This is a genomic window from Streptomyces sp. GMY02 (assembly GCF_019056675.1).
Taxonomy (GTDB): domain Bacteria; phylum Actinomycetota; class Actinomycetes; order Streptomycetales; family Streptomycetaceae; genus Streptomyces; species Streptomyces odonnellii.
In genome coordinates, this window is the sequence record NZ_CP077658.1 from 2,208,430 (window position 1) to 2,231,354 (window position 22,925).

General features: G+C 66.7%; 21 protein-coding genes and 2 pseudogenes. 3 read left to right on the forward strand and 20 right to left on the reverse strand.

Annotated features, from left to right (window positions below; translation table 11 throughout):
• Positions 1–132: 132 nt before the first annotated feature.
• Positions 133–1,029, forward strand: a complete 897-nt coding sequence (locus KQY30_RS09125) for a hypothetical protein (RefSeq protein WP_217306404.1) — start codon at positions 133–135, stop codon at positions 1,027–1,029.
• Between the two features lie 332 nt (positions 1,030–1,361).
• Here the strand turns inward: KQY30_RS09125 and KQY30_RS09130 are convergent, their stop codons facing one another.
• The gene (locus KQY30_RS09130; protein ID WP_254407032.1) at positions 1,362–2,795 is read right to left on the reverse strand and encodes a tropomyosin; all 1,434 of its coding nucleotides are present in this window, start codon (positions 2,793–2,795) and stop codon (positions 1,362–1,364) included.
• Positions 2,796–2,963: 168 nt separating this feature from the next.
• Between KQY30_RS09130 and KQY30_RS09135 the strand changes: the two genes are divergently transcribed.
• Both KQY30_RS09135 and KQY30_RS09140 read left to right on the forward strand, forming a co-directional pair.
• On the forward strand, positions 2,964–5,711 hold the full coding sequence (locus KQY30_RS09135) for a serine/threonine-protein kinase (protein ID WP_217306405.1): 2,748 nt from the start codon (positions 2,964–2,966) through the stop codon (positions 5,709–5,711).
• Positions 5,712–5,782: 71 nt separating this feature from the next.
• On the forward strand, positions 5,783–6,172 hold the full coding sequence (locus KQY30_RS09140; protein ID WP_217306406.1) for a hypothetical protein: 390 nt from the start codon (positions 5,783–5,785) through the stop codon (positions 6,170–6,172).
• On the opposite strand, the gene KQY30_RS09145 is transcribed toward KQY30_RS09140, so the two are convergent.
• The 19 genes and pseudogenes from KQY30_RS09145 to KQY30_RS09230 form a co-directional block, all read right to left on the reverse strand.
• Entirely contained in the window at positions 6,169–7,827 is a 1,659-nt protein-coding gene (locus KQY30_RS09145) for a UvrD-helicase domain-containing protein (RefSeq protein WP_217306407.1), read from the reverse strand. The two genes, KQY30_RS09140 and KQY30_RS09145, sit on opposite strands and share 4 nt — an antisense overlap.
• Positions 7,824–9,758, reverse strand: a complete 1,935-nt coding sequence (locus KQY30_RS09150; RefSeq protein WP_217306408.1) for an ATP-dependent endonuclease — start codon at positions 9,756–9,758, stop codon at positions 7,824–7,826. The genes KQY30_RS09145 and KQY30_RS09150 overlap by 4 nt, the downstream gene beginning before the upstream one ends.
• An 87-nt stretch (positions 9,759–9,845) precedes the next feature.
• Positions 9,846–11,798 (reverse strand): DUF3732 domain-containing protein, encoded by a 1,953-nt coding sequence (locus KQY30_RS09155; RefSeq protein WP_217306409.1) that lies wholly within the window; start codon positions 11,796–11,798, stop codon positions 9,846–9,848.
• Entirely contained in the window at positions 11,795–12,271 is a 477-nt protein-coding gene (locus KQY30_RS37405) for a three component ABC system middle component (protein ID WP_367997408.1), read from the reverse strand. The genes KQY30_RS09155 and KQY30_RS37405 overlap by 4 nt, the downstream gene beginning before the upstream one ends.
• Complete coding sequence (locus KQY30_RS09160) at positions 12,271–13,494, reverse strand: ABC-three component system protein (RefSeq protein WP_217306410.1); 1,224 nt, start codon at positions 13,492–13,494, stop codon at positions 12,271–12,273. Before KQY30_RS09160 ends, KQY30_RS37405 begins: the two co-directional genes overlap by 1 nt.
• A gap of 197 nt (positions 13,495–13,691) precedes the next feature.
• A pseudogene (locus tag KQY30_RS09165) lies at positions 13,692–13,853 on the reverse strand (magnesium chelatase domain-containing protein); the annotation flags it as partial.
• Complete coding sequence (locus KQY30_RS09170; RefSeq protein WP_217310925.1) at positions 13,853–14,284, reverse strand: YraN family protein; 432 nt, start codon at positions 14,282–14,284, stop codon at positions 13,853–13,855. The gene KQY30_RS09170 and the pseudogene KQY30_RS09165, both read right to left, overlap by 1 nt.
• 197 nt (positions 14,285–14,481) lie before the next feature.
• Entirely contained in the window at positions 14,482–14,790 is a 309-nt protein-coding gene (locus KQY30_RS09175; RefSeq protein ID WP_014675276.1) for a DUF2469 domain-containing protein, read from the reverse strand.
• Positions 14,791–14,845: 55 nt separating this feature from the next.
• Positions 14,846–15,364: an NUDIX hydrolase gene (locus KQY30_RS09180; protein WP_217306411.1), complete on the reverse strand. Its 519-nt coding sequence runs from the start codon at positions 15,362–15,364 to the stop codon at positions 14,846–14,848.
• Positions 15,354–16,109 (reverse strand): signal peptidase I, encoded by a 756-nt coding sequence (gene lepB, locus KQY30_RS09185; RefSeq protein WP_254407033.1) that lies wholly within the window; start codon positions 16,107–16,109, stop codon positions 15,354–15,356. Before lepB (KQY30_RS09185) ends, KQY30_RS09180 begins: the two co-directional genes overlap by 11 nt.
• 206 nt (positions 16,110–16,315) lie before the next feature.
• On the reverse strand, positions 16,316–17,212 hold the full coding sequence (gene lepB, locus KQY30_RS09190; RefSeq protein WP_217306413.1) for a signal peptidase I: 897 nt from the start codon (positions 17,210–17,212) through the stop codon (positions 16,316–16,318).
• Positions 17,118–18,286, reverse strand: a pseudogene (gene lepB / locus KQY30_RS09195) (signal peptidase I). The gene lepB (KQY30_RS09190) and the pseudogene lepB (KQY30_RS09195) overlap by 95 nt, the downstream one beginning before the upstream one ends.
• On the reverse strand, positions 18,279–19,226 hold the full coding sequence (gene lepB, locus KQY30_RS09200) for a signal peptidase I (RefSeq protein ID WP_254407034.1): 948 nt from the start codon (positions 19,224–19,226) through the stop codon (positions 18,279–18,281). The pseudogene lepB (KQY30_RS09195) and the gene lepB (KQY30_RS09200) overlap by 8 nt, the downstream one beginning before the upstream one ends.
• 72 nt (positions 19,227–19,298) lie before the next feature.
• A complete protein-coding gene (gene rplS / locus KQY30_RS09205; RefSeq protein WP_046499649.1) occupies positions 19,299–19,649 on the reverse strand; it encodes a 50S ribosomal protein L19 in 351 nt (116 codons plus the stop codon).
• Positions 19,650–19,780: 131 nt separating this feature from the next.
• Entirely contained in the window at positions 19,781–20,602 is an 822-nt protein-coding gene (gene trmD / locus KQY30_RS09210; RefSeq protein WP_217306414.1) for a tRNA (guanosine(37)-N1)-methyltransferase TrmD, read from the reverse strand.
• Entirely contained in the window at positions 20,599–21,156 is a 558-nt protein-coding gene (gene rimM / locus KQY30_RS09215) for a ribosome maturation factor RimM (RefSeq protein WP_217306415.1), read from the reverse strand. The genes trmD and rimM overlap by 4 nt, the downstream gene beginning before the upstream one ends.
• 86 nt (positions 21,157–21,242) lie before the next feature.
• Positions 21,243–21,482 carry an RNA-binding protein gene (locus tag KQY30_RS09220; protein ID WP_030753580.1) on the reverse strand — a complete coding sequence of 80 codons (240 nt, stop codon included), beginning with the start codon at positions 21,480–21,482 and terminating at the stop codon, positions 21,243–21,245.
• Between the two features lie 2 nt (positions 21,483–21,484).
• On the reverse strand, positions 21,485–21,931 hold the full coding sequence (rpsP, locus tag KQY30_RS09225) for a 30S ribosomal protein S16 (protein WP_217306416.1): 447 nt from the start codon (positions 21,929–21,931) through the stop codon (positions 21,485–21,487).
• 198 nt (positions 21,932–22,129) lie between these two features.
• Entirely contained in the window at positions 22,130–22,723 is a 594-nt protein-coding gene (locus tag KQY30_RS09230) for a hypothetical protein (protein WP_046499640.1), read from the reverse strand.
• Between the last annotated feature and the right edge of the window lie 202 nt (positions 22,724–22,925).

Consider the following 22,925-nt stretch of genomic DNA (forward strand, 5'->3'; position numbering starts at 1 on the left):
AAAACATACTCAAAAATATTCCACCTCTACCTCGAGCCAGGCCGGCCAAGCGTGTGGTATCGCCCTCTCATCTCTGACAAACCAACTCAGGCTAGAGACAGCGGCGTTGGTGCCTGGCGGTAGGCTCCGGCCGTGAAAGAGACCAACTCGGGTGAGCGCCTCCACGTGGACTACCCGCCGGTTCCTAACGGGATGGACTACCTCGACAGCGTGGTGAACCACCTGTCTGGGGAGCCCAAGCCCCGCGACCTCAAGTACGCCGTTCTCCACCTTCAGGCCGCCGCTGAAGTTCTCCTCAAGGCCCGTCTACTCCAAGAGCATTGGAGTCTGGTCTTCAGGGACCCAGGGCGTGCTGACCGATCCCGGTTCGAGACGGGAGACTTCGAGAGCTGCGGTACAGCCGAGGCCATCACCCGCCTGCGCAACATCATCGGGATCGATCTTCCCAAGGGGCCCGTCGACGAGATCAATCAGCTCGCGAAGTGGCGTAACGCCCTGCAGCACTACGGGCTCACGGCGCCGGCCGGCGCTGTGGAGTCCCGCGCTGCGCGCATCCTGGACTTCCTCCTGCTGTTCATCAACGAGCATCTGGTACCGGGTCTCGACGGAGAGGACGCGATGTACGCAGGGGAAGGCGAATACCACATCCGTGCTCGACTCACGGATATGCGTGCCGTCATCAAGGCTCGCTTGGATCGGATTCGCCCTCTCCTGACAAGTGACGCCGAGCGGACGGTGAAGTGCCCCGAATGCGGCCAACTGGCAGTGGTAGTCGGCAGCCGCGGTCCCATTCACTGCCGATTCTGCAGCGAGGTGTTCACCAGAGCTGTGAGCTTCGCCGAGTTCTATGTCGGAGTGGCCTTGGGTAAGGAGTGGGAGCCAGGGTACGAAGACCCTGCAACATGGCCCATTGAGCAATGCCCAACCTGCGGCGAGCCCGCTTTGGTCCTGGAAGCTGAGACGGGTGCAGCATCGGGAAGGCATACACCCTTGTGTTTCAGCTGCGGAACTGTGCTGGTCAACGACTGATGACGAAGACAAGCCGCGCCGTCACAGGGATACATGGTGTGCAAGGTGATGTTGCCGAAGTGGGCGGCGATCTCTGCAGGTCTCCACAGGCGCGTCGGGTCATCCTGCAGCAGGGCGAGGATGCGGTGCCGTCGGCACTGGGCCGGAGCGGTGCGGCGGTCGTCGTTGGAGGCCGTGGGCAGGGGCTGCTGTTCGGGGCCGGGTTCGCGAAGCCGGCCGTCCTGTCCGAGCCGGGCATTGGGACCGTACGGCGCCGACCGGCCCGGCGCAAGCTCGGCGCTCCGTGCAGGGGAGTGTTGGGCTCCGTACGGCTCAGGCCCGGCTGCGCCCCTCTACTTGCGAAGTCTGTCGTACCACCGGCGCTGCGGAGCGAACGGCTGCTGCCGTTTCACCGGCGCGGCAGATGACGCAGCGGCAATGACGCCGCCCAGTACGGCCGTACGGATCGCCGCCCAGTCACCGGCGCGCCACCAGTTGAACAACTGCACCGCGCTGACGACCGTCACCGGCAGGGAGGCCAGCGAGGCGACGTGCTCGGGCCGCGTGTAGACGTCCGCCGACCGTTCCGACGGGTGCAACTTGTACTGATGGTTGACGATCAGTACACCCTCGGAGACTGGGACGGACGGCCGAAGCTGAGGCCAGGTATCCAGATGCTGCCGAAGTTGCCCGATGTAGCTCTCCTGCGCGGGCCCGGAGACCCCTTTGACCTCGACGAGACGCGCAGAGGCCCCCTCGGCACTGACGAGCAGGTCGGCGGACTTTGTGCCGCCGAGCTCCTCGTCCAAGTCGACGGCGCGCATCCCAGCCGCGGTCAGTACCTGCGCGACGGCCTTGGTTAGTTCGGTGCCGCTGCCGTACAGCAGGCCGTACCGCACGGCCTCCGCCTTCTCCTTGGCCTCCCGCAGCTCCTTCTCCAAACGCTGCTTCTCCTCGGCGTACCGCGCCTCCAGCTCCTCGAGCGACTGCCGGGCGCTCTGCTCGCCCGCCGTCTGAAGATCCGGGTCGACGAAGAATGGCGACCGGGCACGGCGCAGCGCCCCTGGTACGTACTCAGGCAGGGCCCGGTGCACCAGCCAGTCCAGCACGTTGTCCCATGGGGTGCCGTCCGGAATCACATACCAGCGCTGGTCGCCGGCCGGTGATGACCAGGCCGCGACCACCGGGTCCCCCAGGGCATCGACCAGGATGGGGTGCAGCTCACCCGCAGCCAGGTGGTCCTCGGAGCCGGACCCTGCGCCGTGTTCCAGATGCATGCCGCGGAGCTGCAGACTCCACCACGGGTCATCCGCGGGGCGGGTGAGCAGCCGGATCGCGAGGTCCCTGTCGGCGCCGCTCAGGCCCGGCGCGATCGAGGGTCGCGTACCGGCAGGAAGGCGGCGAGCGACCACGCTCGTGAACAGGTCGCTGAGGTGGACGGACGCGTCGGCGGAGCCGAACACATTGTGGGTCCGGTCCTCGTCAACTTGGCCGATCACCGTGAGTACGAGAGCGAGTTCGCCGCGCCGACGGGCGCCGCCGAAGAGCCGCTTCATCCCTTCGTCGTCCTGATTGTGGACGTGGCCCGGTGACAGAGCGGCAGCGCAGTCACTGCTCTCCATGCCCAGCCACCTCTGCTGAAGGCCATGCCGCCGCCAGTCGACAGCTTCGAGAATCCGCAGGGATGTGGGGCGGTCCGCCCGCAGCCGCAAGGCCTGATCGCGGTCAGATCCGGGCTCTGGCTGGCCGATGTGGACCGGCACGAGACCGGAGGCTGTGCTGCTCACCGCCGGAGGTTAGCACCCTAGGGGGACGGAATTGGATACGACGGCGCCCGGTGGCACAGAGGGACATAATGCACGGCAGGAGCGGCGGGACTCGCTAGGAGGCCACCCGCCAACGCCTGTCAGCGGCGCCGACGGGAGAGTGCGCCAACCGCGAACGGGGGGGAGCCCATGGACGACGTTCGGGACCTGCTGGCCCAATACGGTCAGCTCACACGGCAGGACCGAGTCACAGCGGAGACGATCGGACGGATCATCCAGTCGCTGCTGCACCAGTCCGTCCCCCGAACGCAGGCCATCCCGCACCTCATGCTCGGCGAGACACTCTTCTTCATATTCGATGGCGGCCACTACCTCCTCACCTACACCGACCCAGACCGACCACGGAAAGACTGGGCAGCCTATCTCCGCCGCGTCCATGAATACGTCACGGACGACTTGCGCACGATGCACTCGCATTGGGTCCACGTCCACTGGCACCAGGAGCACAGCACGCCCGATGAGCAGATGATCGCCGCAATGTCGGGGCTCGGCGTCCTGGTGGACCGCACGCATCTGGAAGCGGCCGCGACCGGACTGCTCCCGCTCGCTCAACTGGTGCACAACCTCTACAGCCGACGCCTGTCCCATGCACCGCTAGCCCAACTGCTGGCCAGCGAAACTGCGGCACAGGCCTGGCACCTGAGCCCGCCCGCACGGCTGATCTCCCCGCCTGCCGTAGAGACCCGAACCTGGGCGGGAGTGGTGGCGGAGGTTCTCCTCATTGGGCAGCCTCAGCAGACCAGACCGACCGGACTGGCCTGGCTGAGCGACAATAAGCTGTTGATGACCTGCCAGGACGGCCTGCTAAACATCGACCTCACCCGCGGGCACGCCCACTGGCACCTCCCACTGCCCGGCTGCTACGGCGCGCCGCTCGTATGCGACGACGGCGTCGTATGGGTGATGTGCGGCTCCGCGCTGGTGCGCTGGAACCACGGAGAACTGGACGCCGTCGCGGGGGGCTTCGAAGACGGTGCGGTCCTTCTGCCCGGACCGGACGGCGAACCCTGGGTCCTGTCCGGATCCGGGGTCACCTTCGGATCTGGCGACGGGACTCTCGCACTGACGCGCGCCGGTGAACGGACAGGTGAGCAGATGCGGTACCCGATCACCTTTGAGGCAGCGGTGCGCTCGGCCGTGTGGCTGGACCGACGCCGGTTCTTCCTCGCCGCCTCCGGGCACAGCGCAGTGATCAACCTGGCCCGCACCACCGACGCCGGACAACGCGAGGAATGGATCCCCACCCCCGTGCACTTCCCCGCCCACGTGCTGCTCGCGGGCGCGGAAAGCGTACTGAGCGCGTCTTCCGACGGCAGCGGCAACACCGTCGCCGTGCATCGCACCGACCTCACCGTCCGAGACAGCGAACCCCTGGCAGAAGCCCGGCTCGGCGAAGTCTTGGGGCTCACCCAGCGACCCGGCGACGGGCCGGCCTACCTGCTCGCCTCTCTGCCAGACAACGATCACACCCACGTCCGGCTGATCCTGATGAGTCTCACCGGCTACCGCACTCCTGCGCCCAGGACATCCCCGGCCCGCGTCGCCCCCGCCGTCGGCTACGACGCGGTGAGCCAGTCAGCCCGGGGGGAGCGGCGGGACTACGGACTTGACAGACTGCCGCTGGCACGCGAGGGCCAAGCCGAGGTCTTCCGAGCCGTACACAAGGCGACCGACACCGTTGTGGCCTTCAAGCGGCGCACAAGCAAGGGCCAGAGGGCCGCACGGCGCATGAGCCGCGAGGTGGAGGCCGCACTACGATTCGGCGGCAACCCACACGTCATGCCGATCCTCGACTTCAGCCCCGATCACGACTGGTTCGTCATGCCGCTCGCGGAGGCCACCGTCGAGGACAAGCGGACGGAACTGCAAGACCCCACCCAGCTGCGGACCCTTGTGAGCGCCGTTGCCGCTGGCCTGGCAGACGCACACCGCAGTAAATGGATTCACCGGGACATCAAACCGTCCAACATCCTCTTTCTCGACGGCCGCTGGACGGTCGCCGACTGGGGCATCGTGCGCCGCGCCCGCGGTGAGACCAGCACCGCTGGCCTCCTGACCCGCGCCGGCATCGGCACCGAGGGCTTCGCCGCACCCGAACTGTCCGTCAACGGCCACAACATCACCCCCGCCAGCGACATCTACAGCCTGGGACAGCTCATCGGTTGGATCTTCACTGGCACGTGGCCCCAGGCGAACGTGCCCCTGCTGCCCCCGCCAGGGCCGTGGTACGGGGTCGTACGCCAGGCCACCCAACTCGACCCCGCCCAACGGCCCCAGGACGTCGACGCCTTCCTCGCCCTCGTCGAACGCATGACAGGCTCCCAGGACGAGTTCCCCTTCCAACGCGCCACACGCCTCCTTGAGGACGCCAACGAGCGGGACGACACCACCGCAGCAGCCCGGCTCCTCACCCTCGCCGCCGACCAGCCCGACTTTTACGAGCTGTACCTGGACGTAGTCACCAAACTCGATGTCCGCGCGGCAGAGACGGCACTATTCGCCAACCCTCAGCAGACGACCGCCGTCCTGAATGCACTGACCGAACACTCATCTGCCTACTGGGCCGCCCAGACAGAGGCCACCCGAGCCATCTGGTGGCTTCTCAATGTTGCTGGCCTCGCCGCGCAAGAGGAGCAGTGGCGTCTGCTTGACGCCGCAGTCCAAGGGATGTGCGCCTGGGACGGCCGTTGGGACCGGTGGGACCCGCGCAACAGCATCCGGGACTGGCTGATCACCTTGACTGGGGACGCCGCCGCTACCGTCGCCTCCGCACTCCGCGCCCAGCCGGCAGGCGCCCGCTTCTACGACGAAGTAATAGACGATCGCCGCGCCGACCTGGCCATCCGCAGCGCCATCCACGCAGCTCAGCGCACCTGAGCAGCGTGGCGCCTCGCGCAAGCCCCCAAGCTATCCACAGGCCGAAAGGCGGGCGGCAGCTCCCTCGTACGATGCTGCTGGAGTCTGTGGCCTGCGCCCGGTTGATCGGTAACTACTCGGCGATGACCATTGAGACCTCCGGACCAGCCGTTGCCGTCCTGCTCCAGGTCGCCGGCTTCGATGCTCATTGGGTTCGTCCGCCGGGGAAGGCCGACCTCAAGCCGGGAGACGTCGTCATGGAGATCCATTACCAGGAGGAGCTCCGTGCCGTGCCCCTCCCCGGATGCCTGACGATGACTCCGGGCTGGACGTTGCAGATGGGCCGCTCCGAACTAGATCGCTATATGATCGAGCTTGTCCAGCCGGGCACGTGGATTGCAAGGATGAAGCACCTGCTTGCCGCGCGCCGGGTCGGGCGACCCTGGCCGCACTACCGCAACGAGCACGAGGGCTGGCCTTAGCCTTCATAGGCGAAGTCCAAGAACCCATGGTGAGGCGTACGCGACTCGCTCCAGAATTTAACGGGCCCTTCTGGCCTATCGCGGTGCCTGACATTAGTCAAGACCAGATGTTGCTTAGCGCGGGAAATCGCAACGAAGAACTCAGATATCGCTGCAGTGGCATCGCCCCAGAAGAGCTGCTCTTCGACCCCGAGCACAACGACCTTCTCGAACTCCAGGCCCTTGCACTTGTGGATGGTCAAGAACCGGATGGCGTCCATCTCCGAAAGGCGCCGGAGAGCTTGGACGGCATCTCCGTCAACGGCAAGCTCCCGGTCGAATGCATCAAGCGCCTGCTCGATCAGATCGTCGAGCCGGGTGCCCTGCTGGTACCCGGTTGACAACGCGGCCAACGTTGGCCGCGACACCAGCTGTAGGAACTCGTAGACAAGGGTCCTCCACACCGCGGGCTCTGCCGCCTTAAACGTAGGGTCACGTACGACCGCTCGGGCCTCGCTGATCATCCGCTTCAACTGGCCGTCGAAGCGAGATGCCTCGTCGTCGGACGTGCTCGATCGGTTAGTGATCCTCATGAGTTCGGCGTACGCGTCGGGTTGCTTGCCGCCAGCGATCACTCGAATAAAGTTGAACACGAGCGCAGCTGCTGGTTCCGCGGTGAGGTCCTGGCTGTCTTGTTCGTTACGGAAGGGGATGCCGCGATCTGCGAGTTCACGGCCGAGGAGGGCCGCGACCAGGTGCGGCTGCTGGCGTACGAGGATGGCGATCTCGCTTGGTGCCGTCCCTTCGTGGAGCCAGCTGTCAATGAGCTGCGCGACGGCTTGCGCCTCGTCCTGGCTGGTTTCGAAGGACAGCACTTCGATGACGCCCTCATCTCCGGTCAGCTCCTCGTCGGGGCTGACCGCTCCAGAGTCCATCTGAGCGATCATTCGGTTCTGCATCCGCCGCAGTCGGGGGGCGGAGCGGAAGTTCTGGTACAGCGGCATTGGTTGGGCCGAAAAGTCGTCGGCGAAGGTTTGCAGCACTCCGTCCAGTGCGCCGGCCCAGGCCATGATTCGCTGCTTGGTGTCGCCAACTGCGGTCAGGACGGCCGTGCTCTGGCCGAATGCTGCCTTTATCAGTCGGTACTGCTGGCCGGTGCAGTCTTGAAACTCGTCGAGGAAGACGTGGCTGTACGTCTGGCGGATGCCTCCTCGAGCGTAGGTGCTGGTCTCGATGATCTCCAACGCCAGGGGGACGAGGTCGTTGAAGGTGATCTGCTCGCCCTGGATCCGGTTGGCAGGATCGATCCGGTAGTCCGGGTTGAGCGCGTTGCTTCCGGTCAGTGCGGGCCGGTAATTGTCGATCAAGCGCTTGGCGAAGGCATGGAAGGTGAAGCTGTCGAACCTGGCTGCGAGCCGCGTGCCAGAGCGACGGCGAACGCGCTCTCGCAAGTTGCGGGCGGCGTCGACCTTGAACGAAACCGCCAGGATCCTGCGCGGGTATGGGCACTGTCCAGTGCGCAATAGAAAGTCCGCTCGTTGGGCGAGCAGCTCTGTCTTCCCAGCTCCTGGTCCCGCGGAAACAACCACGTTCCTGTCCGACGTGGTGACGGCCGACAACGCGTTGGGTTCGAGGACCAGACCGTCGACGGGGCGCCACTGGTTAGGGCGGATCATTCCGGCAGCTCCGCTAGTTTCGTTCGCACCTGCTCGACCAGCCGAACGAGCACGTCGGGGAGGTTCTTCAGCAACTGCTGGTCATTCAGGTCTGCGAGAGCGGACAGGTGGGCAGCGGGCTTGCTTCCGAGATCGAAAATGCTGTGGTAGTCAGCGAAGAGCGCGCTGATGTCCGCGGGGAGGCGGCCTTCGTTCGCGTGGCTCTTGCCGAGTACAGCCACGATGGTGGTTTCGTCCGGCTCGGTAGGACTGACGCCGTAGGCGTCGGGATAAGCCGCCATCAACATCAGGTCGAGGTCGACCGGGTGAGAGAAGAAAACACCTTGCTCCTCCAACGCTTCAACAGGGCTGCGCCCGTTGAAGCGAGCATCTACCAGGGTTGGGAAATCGCAGTCGTCATTCCACTTGGGGAGTTTGTTGATCTGCTCTTCTGTGTAGGTCTCCGGGCGAACTGCGTTGATCTGTTTCAGCGCGTAGCGCACCCGCCCCCAGCCGGCCTGGTAGCGGCCAGCGTCAAGGTCAAGCAGCGTCACGTGCGGGATCTGCAGTTCGTTGAGAAGGCGCCAGAAGTGATTCACGTGCCGACCGCCCAGGGGGACCACCGAAACGGATGCGTCGTCCTCCGTGAGTCCGAAGGCCGCTAGGACACGGGGCAAGACCACTTGCTCGCTGTCGCCTTCACCGAGCACGACCAGTCGGGAGAAGTACAGCTCGGGGTAGGCCTCCACTGCCTCCCGTACGTACTTAGCGGCTCCCTCCTGCTCCTCGGGCAGGACGATGCGGTGGATCGTCGTTTCCCGGGCAGCGTTCAACCTGAGGAAGCAGATTGTGCGGGGATCGACGCGACGCAGGAGGGTGGACGCATGCGTGGCGATGAGGGCCTGCATGTCTCCGTGTGCGCAGGCACCCCGAAGTTGGCGGATGATTCGACCGAGGTACTGCGGCGCGAGGCTGTTCTCGGGCTCCTCAAGCGCGATGACGGTGTGCACAGGCGGGCGTAGGCGGTCGGCGTCGATGGAGGGCTCCTCGCCGTTGAGAACCCGCCGGGCGAGGGACTGCCAGGCAAGCACGAGCGAGATGTACAGCAAGGACTTCTGTCCGTCACTCAGCCGCTCGTAAGGCAATGGTGACCCGTTGGGCGTGGGCGAGAAGGTCACAGTGAGCAGGCGCAATACACTCTCTAGTTCGCCTCGCCCGAAAGCGATCGACGGCTCCCTGAAGTACGCGCCGCGGTGCAGCCCGTGCCACTCGTCGGCTAGTCGAACACCGATGCTCGCTACCGTGGCGTTCTCGCCTAGCGATGAGGTGATTTGAGCAGTAAGGCCACTCAGCGTCTCACGCTCGGCAGTCCAGTCAGTGGCCCGCAGGACCCGCCCGATGAGCGATGCCGTCGTGTACGAGACATGGTCGGCGGGGTCCCGACGAGCCGGAAGGTAGTGCACCTCAATGTGCCCACGGTCATACCGTGACATGTCTGATCGGCGAGTCGGCTCACCCGAATCATCCGACTCCAGCACGTACTCGATCTTCTCGTCGATGACACCGTCCGACGCCAGCGACGCAGTCAATCGGACACGGGTTCGCGGAACCCCGTCGGCGGTAGCGATTGCCATATGGGAGAAATTCGGTGGAACCGATGCATGATCCCCGTCGGCTCCTGCTTCCGGGAACTCGACATCCACCTCCAGCCACAACGTCGGATCCCCGGCTTGCAAATCGCCTGCGGATTGAGCGGCGGGCACATGGAAATCCTCATGTCGAATCTTACGCTGAGCCTCCAGCGGGCTGAATAGCCGCGACAATGCCTCAAGAACAGTGGTTTTACCTGAGCCGTTGGGACCGAGGACATACGTCAGATCATCAAGATCAATTTCCGTCAGTTCCGGACCGAAGGACTGGAAGTTACTCAGCCGCAACGTCGTAATCTTCATCGGCTCCACTCCCCGTTAATTCATACATGTCATTTTACGCAAAAGCGACCACTTGATGAGGGCTGGCGGCCTGGTGCGCCGACCTCGTCAGTCATCCTCGGACGGGATCCATGCGGCGGGTACAAGTGCTTGTCCATCGCGCCGACGCCACCGATGCACGACGTGGTCACTGAAGGCCGGATCTTCAAGGTCTGCGTGCTCCATAACGATGACCTGCAGCTTCCCGTCGAGCCTGCGGAGCGTCCGGTGGATGGCGTTGAAGATGTTCAGAAGCAGGACCCGGTCATCACTCTCAAGCACTTCTTCGCCAACGTGATCGGGCGGGAAGTACACCTGCGAAGGTTGGTCAAGAATGAGCACGCCTGGCACGGGGCTGGCGTTCTCGGCGAACCACTCGTGCAGGCTGAGGAGCGTGGCCACGTGGTACCCGAGATGGTTGTCACCGCTGCCCATATCCCTCAAGGGCACCGGCCCCTCCACGGTGTCAGCCACCACGGTGAGGCGGTTGACATCGAGGCGAATAGGCGAGCTGGAGTGTTCCAGAGCGAGTTCGAGGGCCTTCTTCCTGATCTCCACGTTGATCAGTGACAGGAAGCTGGTCAGGCGGTCGCCTTGAACATCTTCGCTGAGAAGCGTCTCCAACTCGGCAATCCGTGTCCGAAGCTCTTCGGTTCGGTCTTCCATCCTAGGGCCGACAGCGAGTTGGGCCGCCGTGTCCAGGTAAAGGCTGATACGGCCTTGCACTATGGCAGCACGTCGTACGTCGTCGGGTTCTTGGTCGAGGATCCGGGTCGCTGCGGTGACCTCGTTGATCTCTTCTTGATTGCGGGCGAGTTCCGAGCGGAGTTCCTGAAGCTGGCCCTCTTCGTGGCTGATCATCCGTTCGATAGCGGGCGTGTCGCTGCGGATGGCGTTCAGGTCACCTTGGAGATGGAGCAGGTCGGCGGTCAACGCCATGACGGTGGCATGGGCGGATCTGACCGGGCTGTCGCAGACCGGGCACTGTTCAGCAGCGGATGCCTCTGGATCGCGCTTCAGCAGGCCAAGGGTGGCCAGCCGTGCGCGCTGCTCGTTGGCTTGGTCGGTGAAGTCACTGTTCTCCGCCAGGGCGGCCTTGAGGTCGGCGATCCGGACTCGTGCTCTGCTGACCCGACCGCGCAGCTCGGCACGGTGGGCGCGCAGCTCGGTGAGAGGGTCATCAGTCCCGCCTGGACCCGGCCGTGGGCCCCTTTGGAGGAGTGCCTCACGTAGAAGGCGCAGGACGCCTTCGGCGGTCACCTCGTGGCCATGGGGAGGGTCCACGAGACGGGCTTCGATGGCCTCGGTGAGCAGGGCCTGTGCCTGCCCAGTGGCAGGGGCGAGGTTACTCGCGGTGGCCAGCTTGGCTTCGTGGTCGGATAGATCCCGCCGGGCGAGGCGTAGTCGACTGCGGAGAAGCGCCTGCTCACGGTCTGTCGCGCCAAGGAAGTAGGGGATGACGCCCCGGATGGTGTTCGGCCTCCACTCTTCGCCTTGCGAGTGGAAGAGCACATCTTCGTTGGCGATCTCGTTCTGGGCCTGGAAGCAGAAGAACAGTGCATGTCGGACGGAGGGCGCGATGAGTGTTGCGCGGCCGACGGCGGGGACGCGGATATTGCGGTCGATGCCGCAGAAGTCGCTCAACAGACCCTTAGCGACGTCCCTCGGGGTGACGAAGCGAAGCTCGTTCAGAGGCGGCGGCAGCGAGCCGGGCGTCTGCGAGAGGATGCAGAGGACGGTGCTGACACCGCCCTTGGCTTCCGGGGCGCGGCGGGCGACAAAGAGCTGCTCTCCAGGCTTGACGAGGGTGATCGCGAATGTGCTGACGTATTCACGGACCTTGCCGGACTTCACTGGATAGCCGGCGCTGGCCAGGCAGTAGTCGATGATCGTCAACAGGGCGCTCTTCCCGCGGCGGGAGTCGCCGGTGACGATGTTGAGACTGCCTGGCTCGAAGGGCACGGTGTGCACCTGGCCCGGCTTCTTGCCATAGATAGTGACCGCTTTGATCTGAAAGGTCACGGCTTGACTCCGAAGAGGGTCAGGACGGTGCCAAGACTGCCGGTGCTGGGAAGCCAGCGTCCGAGCATGAGGGCTGCCCGTTGGATGTCCACGGTCTGTGGTGTGCCACCACTAGGGGTCTTGGCCAGCGCGCGGGGCACGGGGATGAGGCCGGCAGCAGTGCAGTGCAAGACACGGGACTGAAGGGCGAACAGAAGACCTGGCCTGACCACGTCGGCGAGGAGCGCGGCGTTGCGAGACATCTCGACGCGCACATGCTCGTTCGCCTCGAGCCACCCCATCAGCCCAGTGCCAGTCGTTGCTGGCAGCGCTGCCCGGATGGCAGGCTGCAAAGCCATGACGCTGGCTGTCACAGCTACGGGAAGCGGGCATGCGGCGGCGTACTCCTTGTCGTAGCCCTGAACAGCGCGGGTACACAGGACCCCGGTGAATGCAGGGTTATATAGGGCCCGTTCCTCACGGCTGAGCTGCATCAGCGGGCCCCGGTGGGCTCAAGGAGCTCCATGAGGCGCGCGGAGAAGTCCGGGTGCCATCCGACTTTCAGTTCGTCGGCGAGCATGTGATACGAGCCTTTGGTGACGAAGATTTCGTCACAATCTGCGCGAATCGGGAAGCGGGCCTCTCGATCGACCCAGCGGTAGATCAGCCTGGCTTCCTTCTTCTTCTCCTCCTCGGAAGCCTCGAACCCGAGGTCCTCCGCCATCTCGGCGAAACGCGACTGCCATTCCTCAACGAGCCTGCGCTCGTACTTGCCAAGCTCACCCGCACGCAGCAAGTTCTCGGCGGACCAGCGGGACCGCTGGGTGAAGGCACGGACGTAGTCCCTCACCGCGAGACCGATCCGTTCATCTCCGACACCAATCAGCGCGAGCTGGCGGACAAACTTCCTGTCGGCTGAGCGGGAGGCGTCGGAAGTCATGTCGGAGATGTCGGGGTCGATCGGCAGATTGTCGTAGCGGAACTGTCGCTGCAGGTCGGAGAGCCGCTCATCGAATTCGACGCCGGTGACCGGACTTCCTCCTGGGGTCTGCATCTGCTCGATCACACGGTCGTAGAACCAGCCTTCCAACCTGGCAAGGAAGGCCTTCGCCGCATCGTGGCCGACCGCGAAGGCCGCGAGGCCCTTCAACGCGTCTCGGACCTCGGTGATGTCCTGAGTGCCTCCAAGGACTTCGATGCGGGAGATCAAGGACTGCTGCAGCGGCCTATCCCCCAGATCCAGATCATCGAAGGCCTCAAAGCACTTTGGAAGGGACCCCTTCTTCGCCTTCGACGCCTTACGGGCCTCGCGGAGCAAGTGCAGAGCGCGGTCTTCATCGCGATGCTGGCTGCTTCGAGGCTGCAGGCAGAAGGCTGCACTGCCTTCAGGAAGCTCAGCTGTCGTCAGCAGGAACAGTTTCGTCTCAGTGAGCGCGATCCGGTCGGACTTGGCGGCCTCCGCCCAGATCCGCAACGTCTTCCAGAGGTCCTCGGACAGATCGGTCATGCGAACGCCCTCGGCGCGCTGCTTGAGCTGGACCAGGCTCCTATCCGGGCCCCGTTGGATTTCGATGTCGTCAGCTGCTTCGACCGCAACGTCCCAATCCATGCCGCCGCTCATCCACTGCTCGATACAGATGTGCAGCGCCTTCGCGAACTGAAAAAGGTATCCGAGTGCCGACGCCGACGCCTCATACTGCTCACCCGTGTCTGTCATCGTCCACTCTCCCCCCCAGACCGACCCGGCGATCATTCCACGGAGGTGAACGCCGCGCCCATAGCGATGCGCAAAGAGGAGCAGCGAATTAGGGCGATGAGGACCGCTTCACCCTCCTGGGCACCCTCCGCATATGCCCCCTCCTCGGGCTTCCAGCTGCGGGGACCCCAACCTGAACACACCCACTTGACAGGGAACACCACCGCCGCCCTGACCCGGTCGCGGCTCTCCACCAGGCTCTTGTCCGGCAGCCCCACCAGGGTGAAGGCGGCCACTCCCGGCTCTAGATCCGCCTGGACCTCGACCACCACGCCCTCGACACCCACCAGTGCCACCGAGCACGCTCGCGCGAACCCCATCAGGCCACCCCCCGCGCGTGCTCGATCTCGGCCGCGCCGCGCCGGGGCAGCACCACTCCGATGAGATCGATCCGCACTCCGCCGGGCGGCGGACCGCCGCACCGCTCCAGCCAGCAGGCCGCGAGCCGTCTGAGCCGGTCCGCCTTCTCCTCGGTGACCGCGGCCATCGGATGTTCGAACGAACCGGCCCTGCGGGTCTTCACCTCACAGACGACGAGCACCGCGCCGCCCCGGGCATCGCTGTCCCGGGCCACGATGTCGATCTCGCCCGTTCTGCCGCACCGCCAGTTGCGGGCCAGTACGGTCATTCCCGCCTCGGCCAGTCTGCGCGCGGCCAGCTCCTCGCCGTACCGCCCCAGAGCCCTGGTCGCACTCGCCGCGTTCGCAGCGCCAGTCGCCTTTGCCGTGCTCGCAGCGCTGGTCGCGTTCATCGCGTTCGTCGCGTTCATTTCGGCACCACCTCCGGCACCGACTGTGACGCGACCGCCCGCAATGAGTGGATCTTGGTGGACAAGTCACCGACTGTGGATAACCCGGCCACCCTCGCGGGTGACCGGCCGCCGCCCGGTCCAACGCCCCGGCCGCCGCCACGGCAAGCGCACCGGCGCGACCGCCCGGCTCAAGCCCGTCAGCCGCCGGGCAGTTCGAGGTCGCTCTTGTTCAGCTCCTCGATATTCACGTCCTTGAACGTGAGCACCCGGACCTGCTTGACGAACCTGGCCGGCCTGTACATGTCCCAGACCCACGCGTCCGCCATCGTGACCTCAAAGAAGACCTCACCCTGCACCGAGTGCACCTGCATCTCGTAGTCATTGGTGAGATAGAAACGACGCTCGGTCTCGATCACATATTTGAACAGACCGACGACATCGCGGTACTCCCGGTAGAGCTTCAGCTCCATCTCGGTCTCGTACTTTTCGAGGTCCTCGGCGCTCATGGCATGTTCCCCTTCAGCCGTACGTCCCCCCATTGTGCTCCGACGCCCCGCACCCCTAGACGATTTCGGGCGCGAGGACCACCGGCGTATCCGGAGGACCCTCTTCGAGCAGCGTACGCAGCAGTTCGGCGAGCCTGGTCGGGTACACCGTCTCACGCGCCGCCAGCAGTTCGGCGGAGGTCCACCACCTCAGCCCCGCGACGCTGCGCAGCTCCAGCTCCGTCAGCCCGTCCGCCGAGGTCTCGGTCTGCGCCGTACGTGCCAGGAAGTACCACTCGTCCTGGTCCCAGCGTCTCCCGTCGAAGGGAAAAGAGCAGATCCGGCGCCAGAGCACGGGCCCCAGCTCCACCTGTGTGATACCCGTCTCCTCCGCCAGCTCGCGGAGCGCGGCCTCCTCGCGGGTCTCGCCGCCCTCCAGGCCGCCGCCGGGCGTGAACCACCAGTCGTCGCCGGGATCGTCCGGCTCGAATCCGTGCAGCAGCAGAATCCGGTCCTGGGGATCGAGCAGCACCACCCGGGCCACCTTCCGCAGCTCCCCCTCGGCCGGAGTGCGCGGCTCCCCCTCAGCGGACACCGGCGGACGCCCCTTCACGTGCCCCGCGGGCCCTGCGCGGCGCCGACAGCCACCGCGCGACCGGTCCGTACGCCGCGCCGCCCAGAATCAGCAGGGCCCCGCCCAGAATCGCCGCCGCGACCAGCTTCACCGGCCCCGCCCCGGACACTCCGCCCGGCAGCGCCGCGAACGCCTCCGGCCGGCCGACCAGACTGCCCGCCGGCCACACCACGGCATCGACACGCGCGTCCACCGACGCGAGCGGTACGGAGCCCTGTGCCTGGTCCTGGAGATGGACGCGGGAGTCCAGCGAGCCGCTGCGCTCATCTCCAAGCAGAAAGAGTTGCCCCTCGGGCACCTTCGCGCTGAATTCGGTCGTGGACGCCTGCCCGCCGGGCATTCCCTGGACGTACGGCTCACGAACGGGCTTGCCGTTCACGGTGAGCCTGCCGTCCGCGTCGCAGCAGGCGACCGTGTCGCCACCGACCCCGACCACGCGCTTCAGCATCGGCAGGTCGCCCCAGTCGGCGTCGCTGAAGACCACCACGTCCCCGCGCCGTACGTCACTGCCGGATATCCGCTGGGCCAGCACCCGGTCGCCCGCCTTCACGGTCGGGCTCATCGAGTTGGTGGGAACGGCGTACGGCCGGTACTCCACGGCTCCCCAGACGAAGCCGCCGAGGAAGAGCACACAGCCGACGGCCACGGCCAGCCCCGACAGCACACTGCCGAGGCGACCGTGGCCGCCGCTCACCGCTTCCGGCACCGCTCCGGGCTCCGTACGCCGGGTCCCCTGGCGTCCGGTCCCTTGAAGCCCGGTTTCCTGACGCCCGGTCCCCGGTTGTCCCGGCCCCGGGCTTCCCGTCCCGACCGTCCCGCTTGTGCCGCTCATCCCAGCGCTCCCCCCGTTCCGGAGAATGGCCGCCCCACGCCTCCGTAAAGAGGTCTCGGACGGCGGTCCGGGACCGCACCCTACCCGGCGGTACCCCCGCCGGTCAGCCTCCGCCTGCGCCACAGCACGACCGGCAGCGCTCCGGCCACCCCGAGGGCGCCCGGAACGGCCGTGGAAGCGGCGGCGCTCAGCCCGGACTGGTCGAAGGTGTCCGGCACCGGAAGGAAGGACCACCGGTTGACCGGCCAGGCGACGACAAAGGCGCGTCCGACGACCTCGTCCGTGGAGACCGTGCCCCGGCCGAACAGCTCCTGGTGGTAGCGCGAGTCCAGCGAGTTCTGCCGGTGGTCGCCCATGACCCAGATCCGGCCCTCGGGAACCTTGATCGGCCCGAACGGCTCGTCGTCACAAGGAGTGTTGCCGGGGTAGATGTACCCCTCCTCGTTGAGCGGATGTCCATTGACCTGGACCTTTCCGCCCTTCTTGCACTCCACCGTGTCACCGCCGACCGCGATGACGCGCTTGATCAGATCCTTCTCCTCGGAGGAGGGCATCAGACCGATGAAGCTCAGAAAGTTCTGCACGATGTTCGGACTGGGGGTGGGCGTGCCCTCCAGCCAGCCACCGGGGTCATGGAAGACCACGACCTCGCCGCGCTCCGGCTCGGAGCCGAACCACGGGGTGAGCTTGTCCACCAGGACCCGGTCGCCCCGCTGGAGGGTGTCCTGCATCGAGTCCGAGGGAATCGAGAACGCCTGCACCAGGAAGGTCTTGATCAGCAGCGCCAGCAGCAGCGCGATACCGATCAGCAGGGGCAGTTCCTTCCAGAAGGAACGCTGCGGGCGCGCCGCCGTGGATCCACCGTCGTCGGGCCCGGATCCGTCACCGCCCTGCCCGTCGCCCTGGTGACTCCCCGCCACGTGCGCGTGGTGCGCCGCGTGAGTCGTACCCGTACGTTCCGTCGTATCGTCCGTCACTGCTTCGGGCGACTCGGCGAGCTGCTCGCGTCCCTCTTCGGGACCATCGTGTCCGGATCGTGCGCCGACCGCCACGTCCCCCACATCCACTCCTCACTCCGTGCGACTGCTCCGCGCGATTACGCGGCGCGATCGCCTGCCACCGATACGGGACAGGCCCACCACTCCCATAACGAGCGGGAGTTCCGCAGGGCTCGGGAGCCGGATCAATCCGTTGAGATCCTGGGAAGACACACTATTCGACGCTCCCCGCGCCGTCGTCGGCGCGGCACGCGCGTCCGGCACCGAAGCGTACGTCTCCCGCTCCTCCAGGCCGCGCCAGTGGTCGAACGGCCAGGCGATGACGACGGCCCGGCCCACCACCCCGTCCTCGGAGACCGTGCCGCGGTACTCCTCCTTGAGATGGAAGCGCGAGTCGGCCGAGTTCGACCGGTGGTCGCCCATCACAAAGATCCGCCCCTCCGGCACCTGGACCTGGAACGGGATCTGCGAGGGCGCGTTCTGCGGGTGCAGATACGGCTCGGTCAATGGCACACCGTTGACCGAAACTTTGCCGTCCTTGTCGCAGCAGGTGACGGTGTCGCCGCCGACCGCGACAACTCGTTTGATCAGATCCTGCTCGTCGGCGGAGGGCAGCAGTCCGATGAAGGTCAGCGCTTGTTTGACCTGTTTGACGACGACCGGTGAGTTGTCCGGCGGGGGCTGCTCGTCGTCGAGCCAGCCGCCCGGGTCCTTGAACACCACCACGTCGCCGCGCTCGGGCTTGGAGCCGAACCAGGGGGTCAGTTTGTCCACCAGGACGCGGTCGCTGATCCTGATCGTCTGCTCCATGGACCCCGAGGGGATCACAAATGCCTGCACCAGGAAAGTTTTGAGGACGAGTGCGATCAGCAGCGCCACGGTGATCAGAATCGGTATCTCGGCCATCGCGGACCTGCGGCGGCGCCGCTTGACCCGGCGGGCGAGCTTGCGCCGCTCCGCACGGCCCGGAAGCGCCCGGCCGCTGGTGGGCCGGGTGCCGGTGGGCAGTCTGGTGTCCGAGCCATGGGCCGCGGGCCGGCCGCGCTTACCCATGGGCGCCGTCCGGAGCGGGTACGTCCTGGAGGCCCGGAGCGGGTGCGTCGTGAATGCCCGGAGCCGGTACGTCCCGGAAGGCGTCGGAGTGCTCCAGCGAGGACAAGCGGCCCAGCGGCCAGCCGATCCAGTCCGCCCGTCCGACGACCTTGTCGACGGGCACCATGCCGCCGCCCGGGTCGCCGAGATGGTCCCTGGAGTCGCGCGAGTTGGCCCGGTGGTCGCCCATGACCCACAGGGTGCCCCGTGGTACGACGATGTCGAAGGGGACCCGGGAGGGCGTGTCCCCGGGGTACAGATAGCGCCGCTCGTCCACGGCCCGGCCGTTCACCTCGACCCTGCCCCCCTTGTCGCAGCAGACCACCCGGTCGCCCCCGACGCCGACGACGCGCTTGACGAAGTCGGTCTCGGCGGGCTCGGCGAGCCCCAGAGCCGCGGCGGCCCCGTGCAGCAGCCCGATGACGGGGTTCTCCTCCGGCGGCTCCTGGACAAAGGACCCGGTGCCGTCGAAGACGACCACATCACCGCGCTCCGGCCCGGTATCGGAACGGTACGCCAACTTGTTGACGAGCACCCGGTCGCCGACCTGGAGCGTGGGCTCCATCGAGCCGCTGGGAATCAGGAAGGGCTGCACCACGAAGGCGCTGAAGAGCAGGACGGCGACCGCGCAGAGGAGCCCGGTCAGCCCGGCCCTGCGCCACGAAGGGCCGGACGCACCGAACAGGCCGGACAGCCCGGAGAGGCCGGGGACTCCTGAGGGCCCGGAAATCCTCGACAGCCCCGGGAGCCGGGAGAACCCTCGTACCCCCGTCGCCCGCGGCGCCACGGCTGCGGCGGTCGACAGACCCTCTGACGCACGCACGGAGCGCGACCGCCCTCCCGTCCCCAGTGGGGCTCCGGAAGAGCGGTCGCGCTCCGTGTGCTGTGCTTCGGTGTCCATCGGGGCCAGAGCTTATCCGGCGCCCCTGTGGACCCGGGCGCGACGTGACGAATGCCCCGTCGGCCGCGCGGCTCAGTTGTCGCGCTTCTCCTTGATCTTGGCGGCCTTGCCGCGCAGCTCGCGCAGGTAGTAGAGCTTGGCGCGACGCACGTCACCGCGGCTCACCAGCTCGATCTTCTCGAAGATCGGGCTGTGCACCGGGAAGGTGCGCTCGACACCGACGGAGAAGGAGACCTTGCGGACCGTGAAGGTCTCGCGGACGCCCGAGCCCTGGCGGCGGATGACCACGCCCTTGAACTGCTGGATACGGGAGCGGTTGCCCTCGATGACCCTTACGTGCACGTTGACCGTGTCACCGGGGCGGAAGGCGGGGAGGTCGCTGCGGAGCGACGCGGCGTCGACGGTGTCGAGCAGGCTGGACATGACGGTTCTGCTTCCTCGCCGATGCCACAGGTCATCGGCGGATGTCTGGAGGAGAGTTCTGGGTGCCGTTCGCGTCGGGCGGGCGTCGTTCCCCCTGTGGCAGGGGCGCACACCGGACGTACGGCAGCGGCCTATTCTTCCATGGCCTCGGGCCTGCGCCAAAATCGGCCACCCGGCTCGGGTGCCCAGCCCAGGATCGAGAGAATCTCGCGGTCCTTCTTGTCGAAGGCCTTCGGGTCGCAGCGCTCGATCAGATCGGGCCGGTTGAGTGCCGTACGCCGGAACGCCTCGTCCCTGCGCCAGCGCGCGATACGGCCGTGGTGGCCGCTGAGCAGGACGTCCGGGATGGAGCGCCCACGCCACTCGGGCGGCTTGGTGTAGACCGGGCCCTCCAGCAGGTCCGCCATCGCGCCGGGGGCGAAGGAGTCGTCACGGTGCGACTCCGCGTTGCCGAGGACCCCGGGCAGCAGCCGGGCCACCGCCTCGGTCATGACCAGTACGGCGGCCTCCCCGCCGGCCAGGACGTAGTCACCGATGGACAGCTCGAAGACCGGCAGACGAGTGGCGTACTCGTCCATGACCCGGCGGTCGATGCCCTCGTACCGCGCTGGGGCGAAGAGCAGCCAGGGCCGCTCGGACAGCTCGACGGCCACTTCCTGGGTGAACGGGCGGCCGCTGGGGGTGGGGACGACCAGGGCGGGGCCGTGCGCCCCGGTCTCGTATCCGCCCGCCAGGATCTCGTCGAGGGCGTCGCCCCAGGGCCCGGTCTTCATGACCATGCCGGGCCCTCCGCCGTACGGGGTGTCGTCGACGGTGCTGTGCCGGTCGTACGTCCACTCCCTGAGGTCGTGCACATGGACGTCGAGACGGCCGCGCGCGCGGGCCTTGCCGACCAGCGAGACGTTCAGCGGCTCCAGGTACTCGGGGAAGATCGTGACGACGTCGAGTCTCATGAGCCGTCCCCGCCGGACGCGTCGCGCTCACCGGCGACTTCCGCGCGGTCGTCGATCAGACCGGGCGGCGGCTCGATGACGGCCCGCTGCTCCTCCAGATCGATCTCCGTGACGATCTCCTCGACGAACGGGATCATCACCTCGCTGCCGTCGGGCCGTTCCACGATGAACAGGTCCTGCGAGGGCAGATGCGTGATCTCGGTGATCCTGCCGATCTCGGTGCCATCGGCGAGCACCACGTCCAGGTCCATGAGCTGGTGGTCGTAGAACTCGTCGGGGTCCTCCGGGAGTTCCTCGGGATCGACCTCGGCGATCAGCAGCACATTGCGCAGCGCCTCGGCGCCCGTACGGTCCCGTACGCCCTCGAAGCGCAGCAGCAGTCTGCCGCTGTGCACCCGGCCCGACTCGATCGTGAGCGGTCCGGCCTGCGCCGGGTCCGTGGCGAGTACGGCGCCGGGTCCGAGCCGTACTTCGGGCTCGTCCGTACGCACCTCTACGGTGACCTCGCCCTTGATCCCATGGGCGCGGCCCACCCGCCCGACCACCAACTGCACTACAGGCACCTTTTCTTTTCCGAAAGCAGCAAAGGCCGGAGAAGGCGGTGTGGCCCTCCCCGGCCCGTGCCGGTGTTCCAGCTCTGTCAGCGAACCTGGTCCACATCGACGAGGTCGACACGGATGCCACGGCCGCCGATGGCGCCCACGACGGTCCGCAGAGCGCGTGCGGTGCGGCCGTTGCGACCGATCACCTTGCCGAGGTCGTCGGGGTGGACCCGGACCTCCAGCACACGGCCACGGCGCAGGTTGCGCGAGGCGACCCGCACGTCGTCCGGGTTGTCGACGATGCCCTTCACGAGGTGCTCGAGAGCCTCCTCGAGCATGCTCAGGCCTCGGTCGACTCGGCGGCGGCCGAGGACTCGGTCCCGGCTTCGTCGGCCTTCTTGTCGGACTTCTTCGCCTTCTGGGTGATCGCCTCACCCTTGGGCTCGTCACCGGCGTCCTTCGCGGCGGCCTCGAAGAGGGCGCGCTTGTCGGCCTTCGGCTCCGGCTGGAGCAGCGGCGCGGGGGCCGGCAGACCCTTGTGCGCCTGCCAGTCGCCGGTGAGCTTGAGGATCGCGAGGACCGGCTCGGTCGGCTGGGCGCCGACGGACAGCCAGTACCGCGCGCGGTCCGAGTCGACCTCGATGCGCGAGGGGTTCTGCACCGGGTGGTACAGACCGATCTCCTCGATGGCCCGGCCGTCGCGGCGGGTACGGGAGTCGGCGACGATGATGCGGTAGTGAGGCGAACGGATCTTGCCCAGACGCTTCAGCTTGATCTTGACTGCCACTGGAGTGGTGTCTCCTGGTCTTGACGTGGTTGGGCACAACGGGATGCCGCGTGGGGTTGCGGTACCCGATCCGCCCGATGGACGCGTCAGCCGGAGGAGAGAGGGGTCCTGTGCGACTGTCGAGTACAGCTCGCCATTCTGCCACACGCGCGCACCACGGCAGGACGTCGCGGGTGTCCCGCACCGGTGCCCGGGTGTTCAGCTCGCGGCGCCGACGACTTCCGGGATACGGAACGGCTTCCCGCAGCCGCCGCACATGATCGGCGCCTGGGCGAGGACCGAGGGAACGACCCGTACGTTTCTGCCGCAGTCGCAGACCGCTTTGACGCGGACCCCGCCACCGGACGAGCCGTGCCGGGCGGCCGGACCGCGGAAGCTGCGCTTGGTGTCGGCGGCCGTCGCGACCGTGTGCGCCTTGAGGGCGCGCTGGAGCCGCTCGATGGTGGGGCGATATCGGCGCTTGGCCTCGGGACTGAGCGAGACCAGGGAGAAGCCGCTGCTGGGATGCGGCTCCTCGGGATGGTCGAGGCCCATCTCCTCGGCGATCGCAAGGAATCGGCGGTTGTGATAACGGCCCGCTCGCGAGGTGTCGCGGACACCTCTGGCTGCGGCGATGCCATGGACCGCTTCATGAAGCAGTCGTTCGAAGGAGAGCTCCGCGCCGCAGGCGGACGAGGACTCTCCGATCAGGGACTCTGGCGCGGCGAGATCCGGCAGCTCGGGGTGGGACCGCTGAATATCGGCCCACGCCTGTGCCAGCTCTGCGGCGAGAACAGGTGGTGTCGTGCTCACGTCGTGAACAACGAGCCGGAGCCCTCCCGGGTTCCATTACGGGGCATCCCAAATAATTTTCACGTACCCGTCAGTTGCCATTGATGCGTCCTGACGAGGGCGGGTGCGTCGAACTGCGGAGAAGCCTCACAGCTCGCCCCAAGGTGGTACGTAGCGCCGCGTACGCAGGGACGCGTAGACGATCTACGTCTGGCCGGTCTTC

What these genes read in the sequence shown, in the direction of transcription:
- KQY30_RS09145 (WP_217306407.1), bottom strand. Translation starts at nt 7,827, where the DNA reads ATGATCCGCCCTAACCAGTGGCGCCCCGTCGACGGTCTGGTCCTCGAA.
- KQY30_RS37405 (WP_367997408.1), bottom strand. Translation starts at nt 12,271, where the DNA reads ATGCAGCTCAGCCGTGAGGAACGGGCCCTATATAACCCTGCATTCACC.
- KQY30_RS09220 (WP_030753580.1), bottom strand. Translation starts at nt 21,482, where the DNA reads ATGCTCGAGGAGGCTCTCGAGCACCTCGTGAAGGGCATCGTCGACAAC.
- KQY30_RS09140 (WP_217306406.1), top strand. Translation starts at nt 5,783, where the DNA reads ATGCTGCTGGAGTCTGTGGCCTGCGCCCGGTTGATCGGTAACTACTCG.
- rplS (WP_046499649.1), bottom strand. Translation starts at nt 19,649, where the DNA reads ATGTCCAGCCTGCTCGACACCGTCGACGCCGCGTCGCTCCGCAGCGAC.
- trmD (WP_217306414.1), bottom strand. Translation starts at nt 20,602, where the DNA reads ATGAGACTCGACGTCGTCACGATCTTCCCCGAGTACCTGGAGCCGCTG.
- lepB (WP_254407034.1), bottom strand. Translation starts at nt 19,226, where the DNA reads ATGGACACCGAAGCACAGCACACGGAGCGCGACCGCTCTTCCGGAGCC.
- KQY30_RS09135 (WP_217306405.1), top strand. Translation starts at nt 2,964, where the DNA reads ATGGACGACGTTCGGGACCTGCTGGCCCAATACGGTCAGCTCACACGG.
- KQY30_RS09170 (WP_217310925.1), bottom strand. Translation starts at nt 14,284, where the DNA reads ATGAACGCGACCAGCGCTGCGAGCACGGCAAAGGCGACTGGCGCTGCG.
- KQY30_RS09150 (WP_217306408.1), bottom strand. Translation starts at nt 9,758, where the DNA reads ATGAAGATTACGACGTTGCGGCTGAGTAACTTCCAGTCCTTCGGTCCG.
- KQY30_RS09175 (WP_014675276.1), bottom strand. Translation starts at nt 14,790, where the DNA reads ATGAGCGCCGAGGACCTCGAAAAGTACGAGACCGAGATGGAGCTGAAG.
- KQY30_RS09160 (WP_217306410.1), bottom strand. Translation starts at nt 13,494, where the DNA reads ATGACAGACACGGGTGAGCAGTATGAGGCGTCGGCGTCGGCACTCGGA.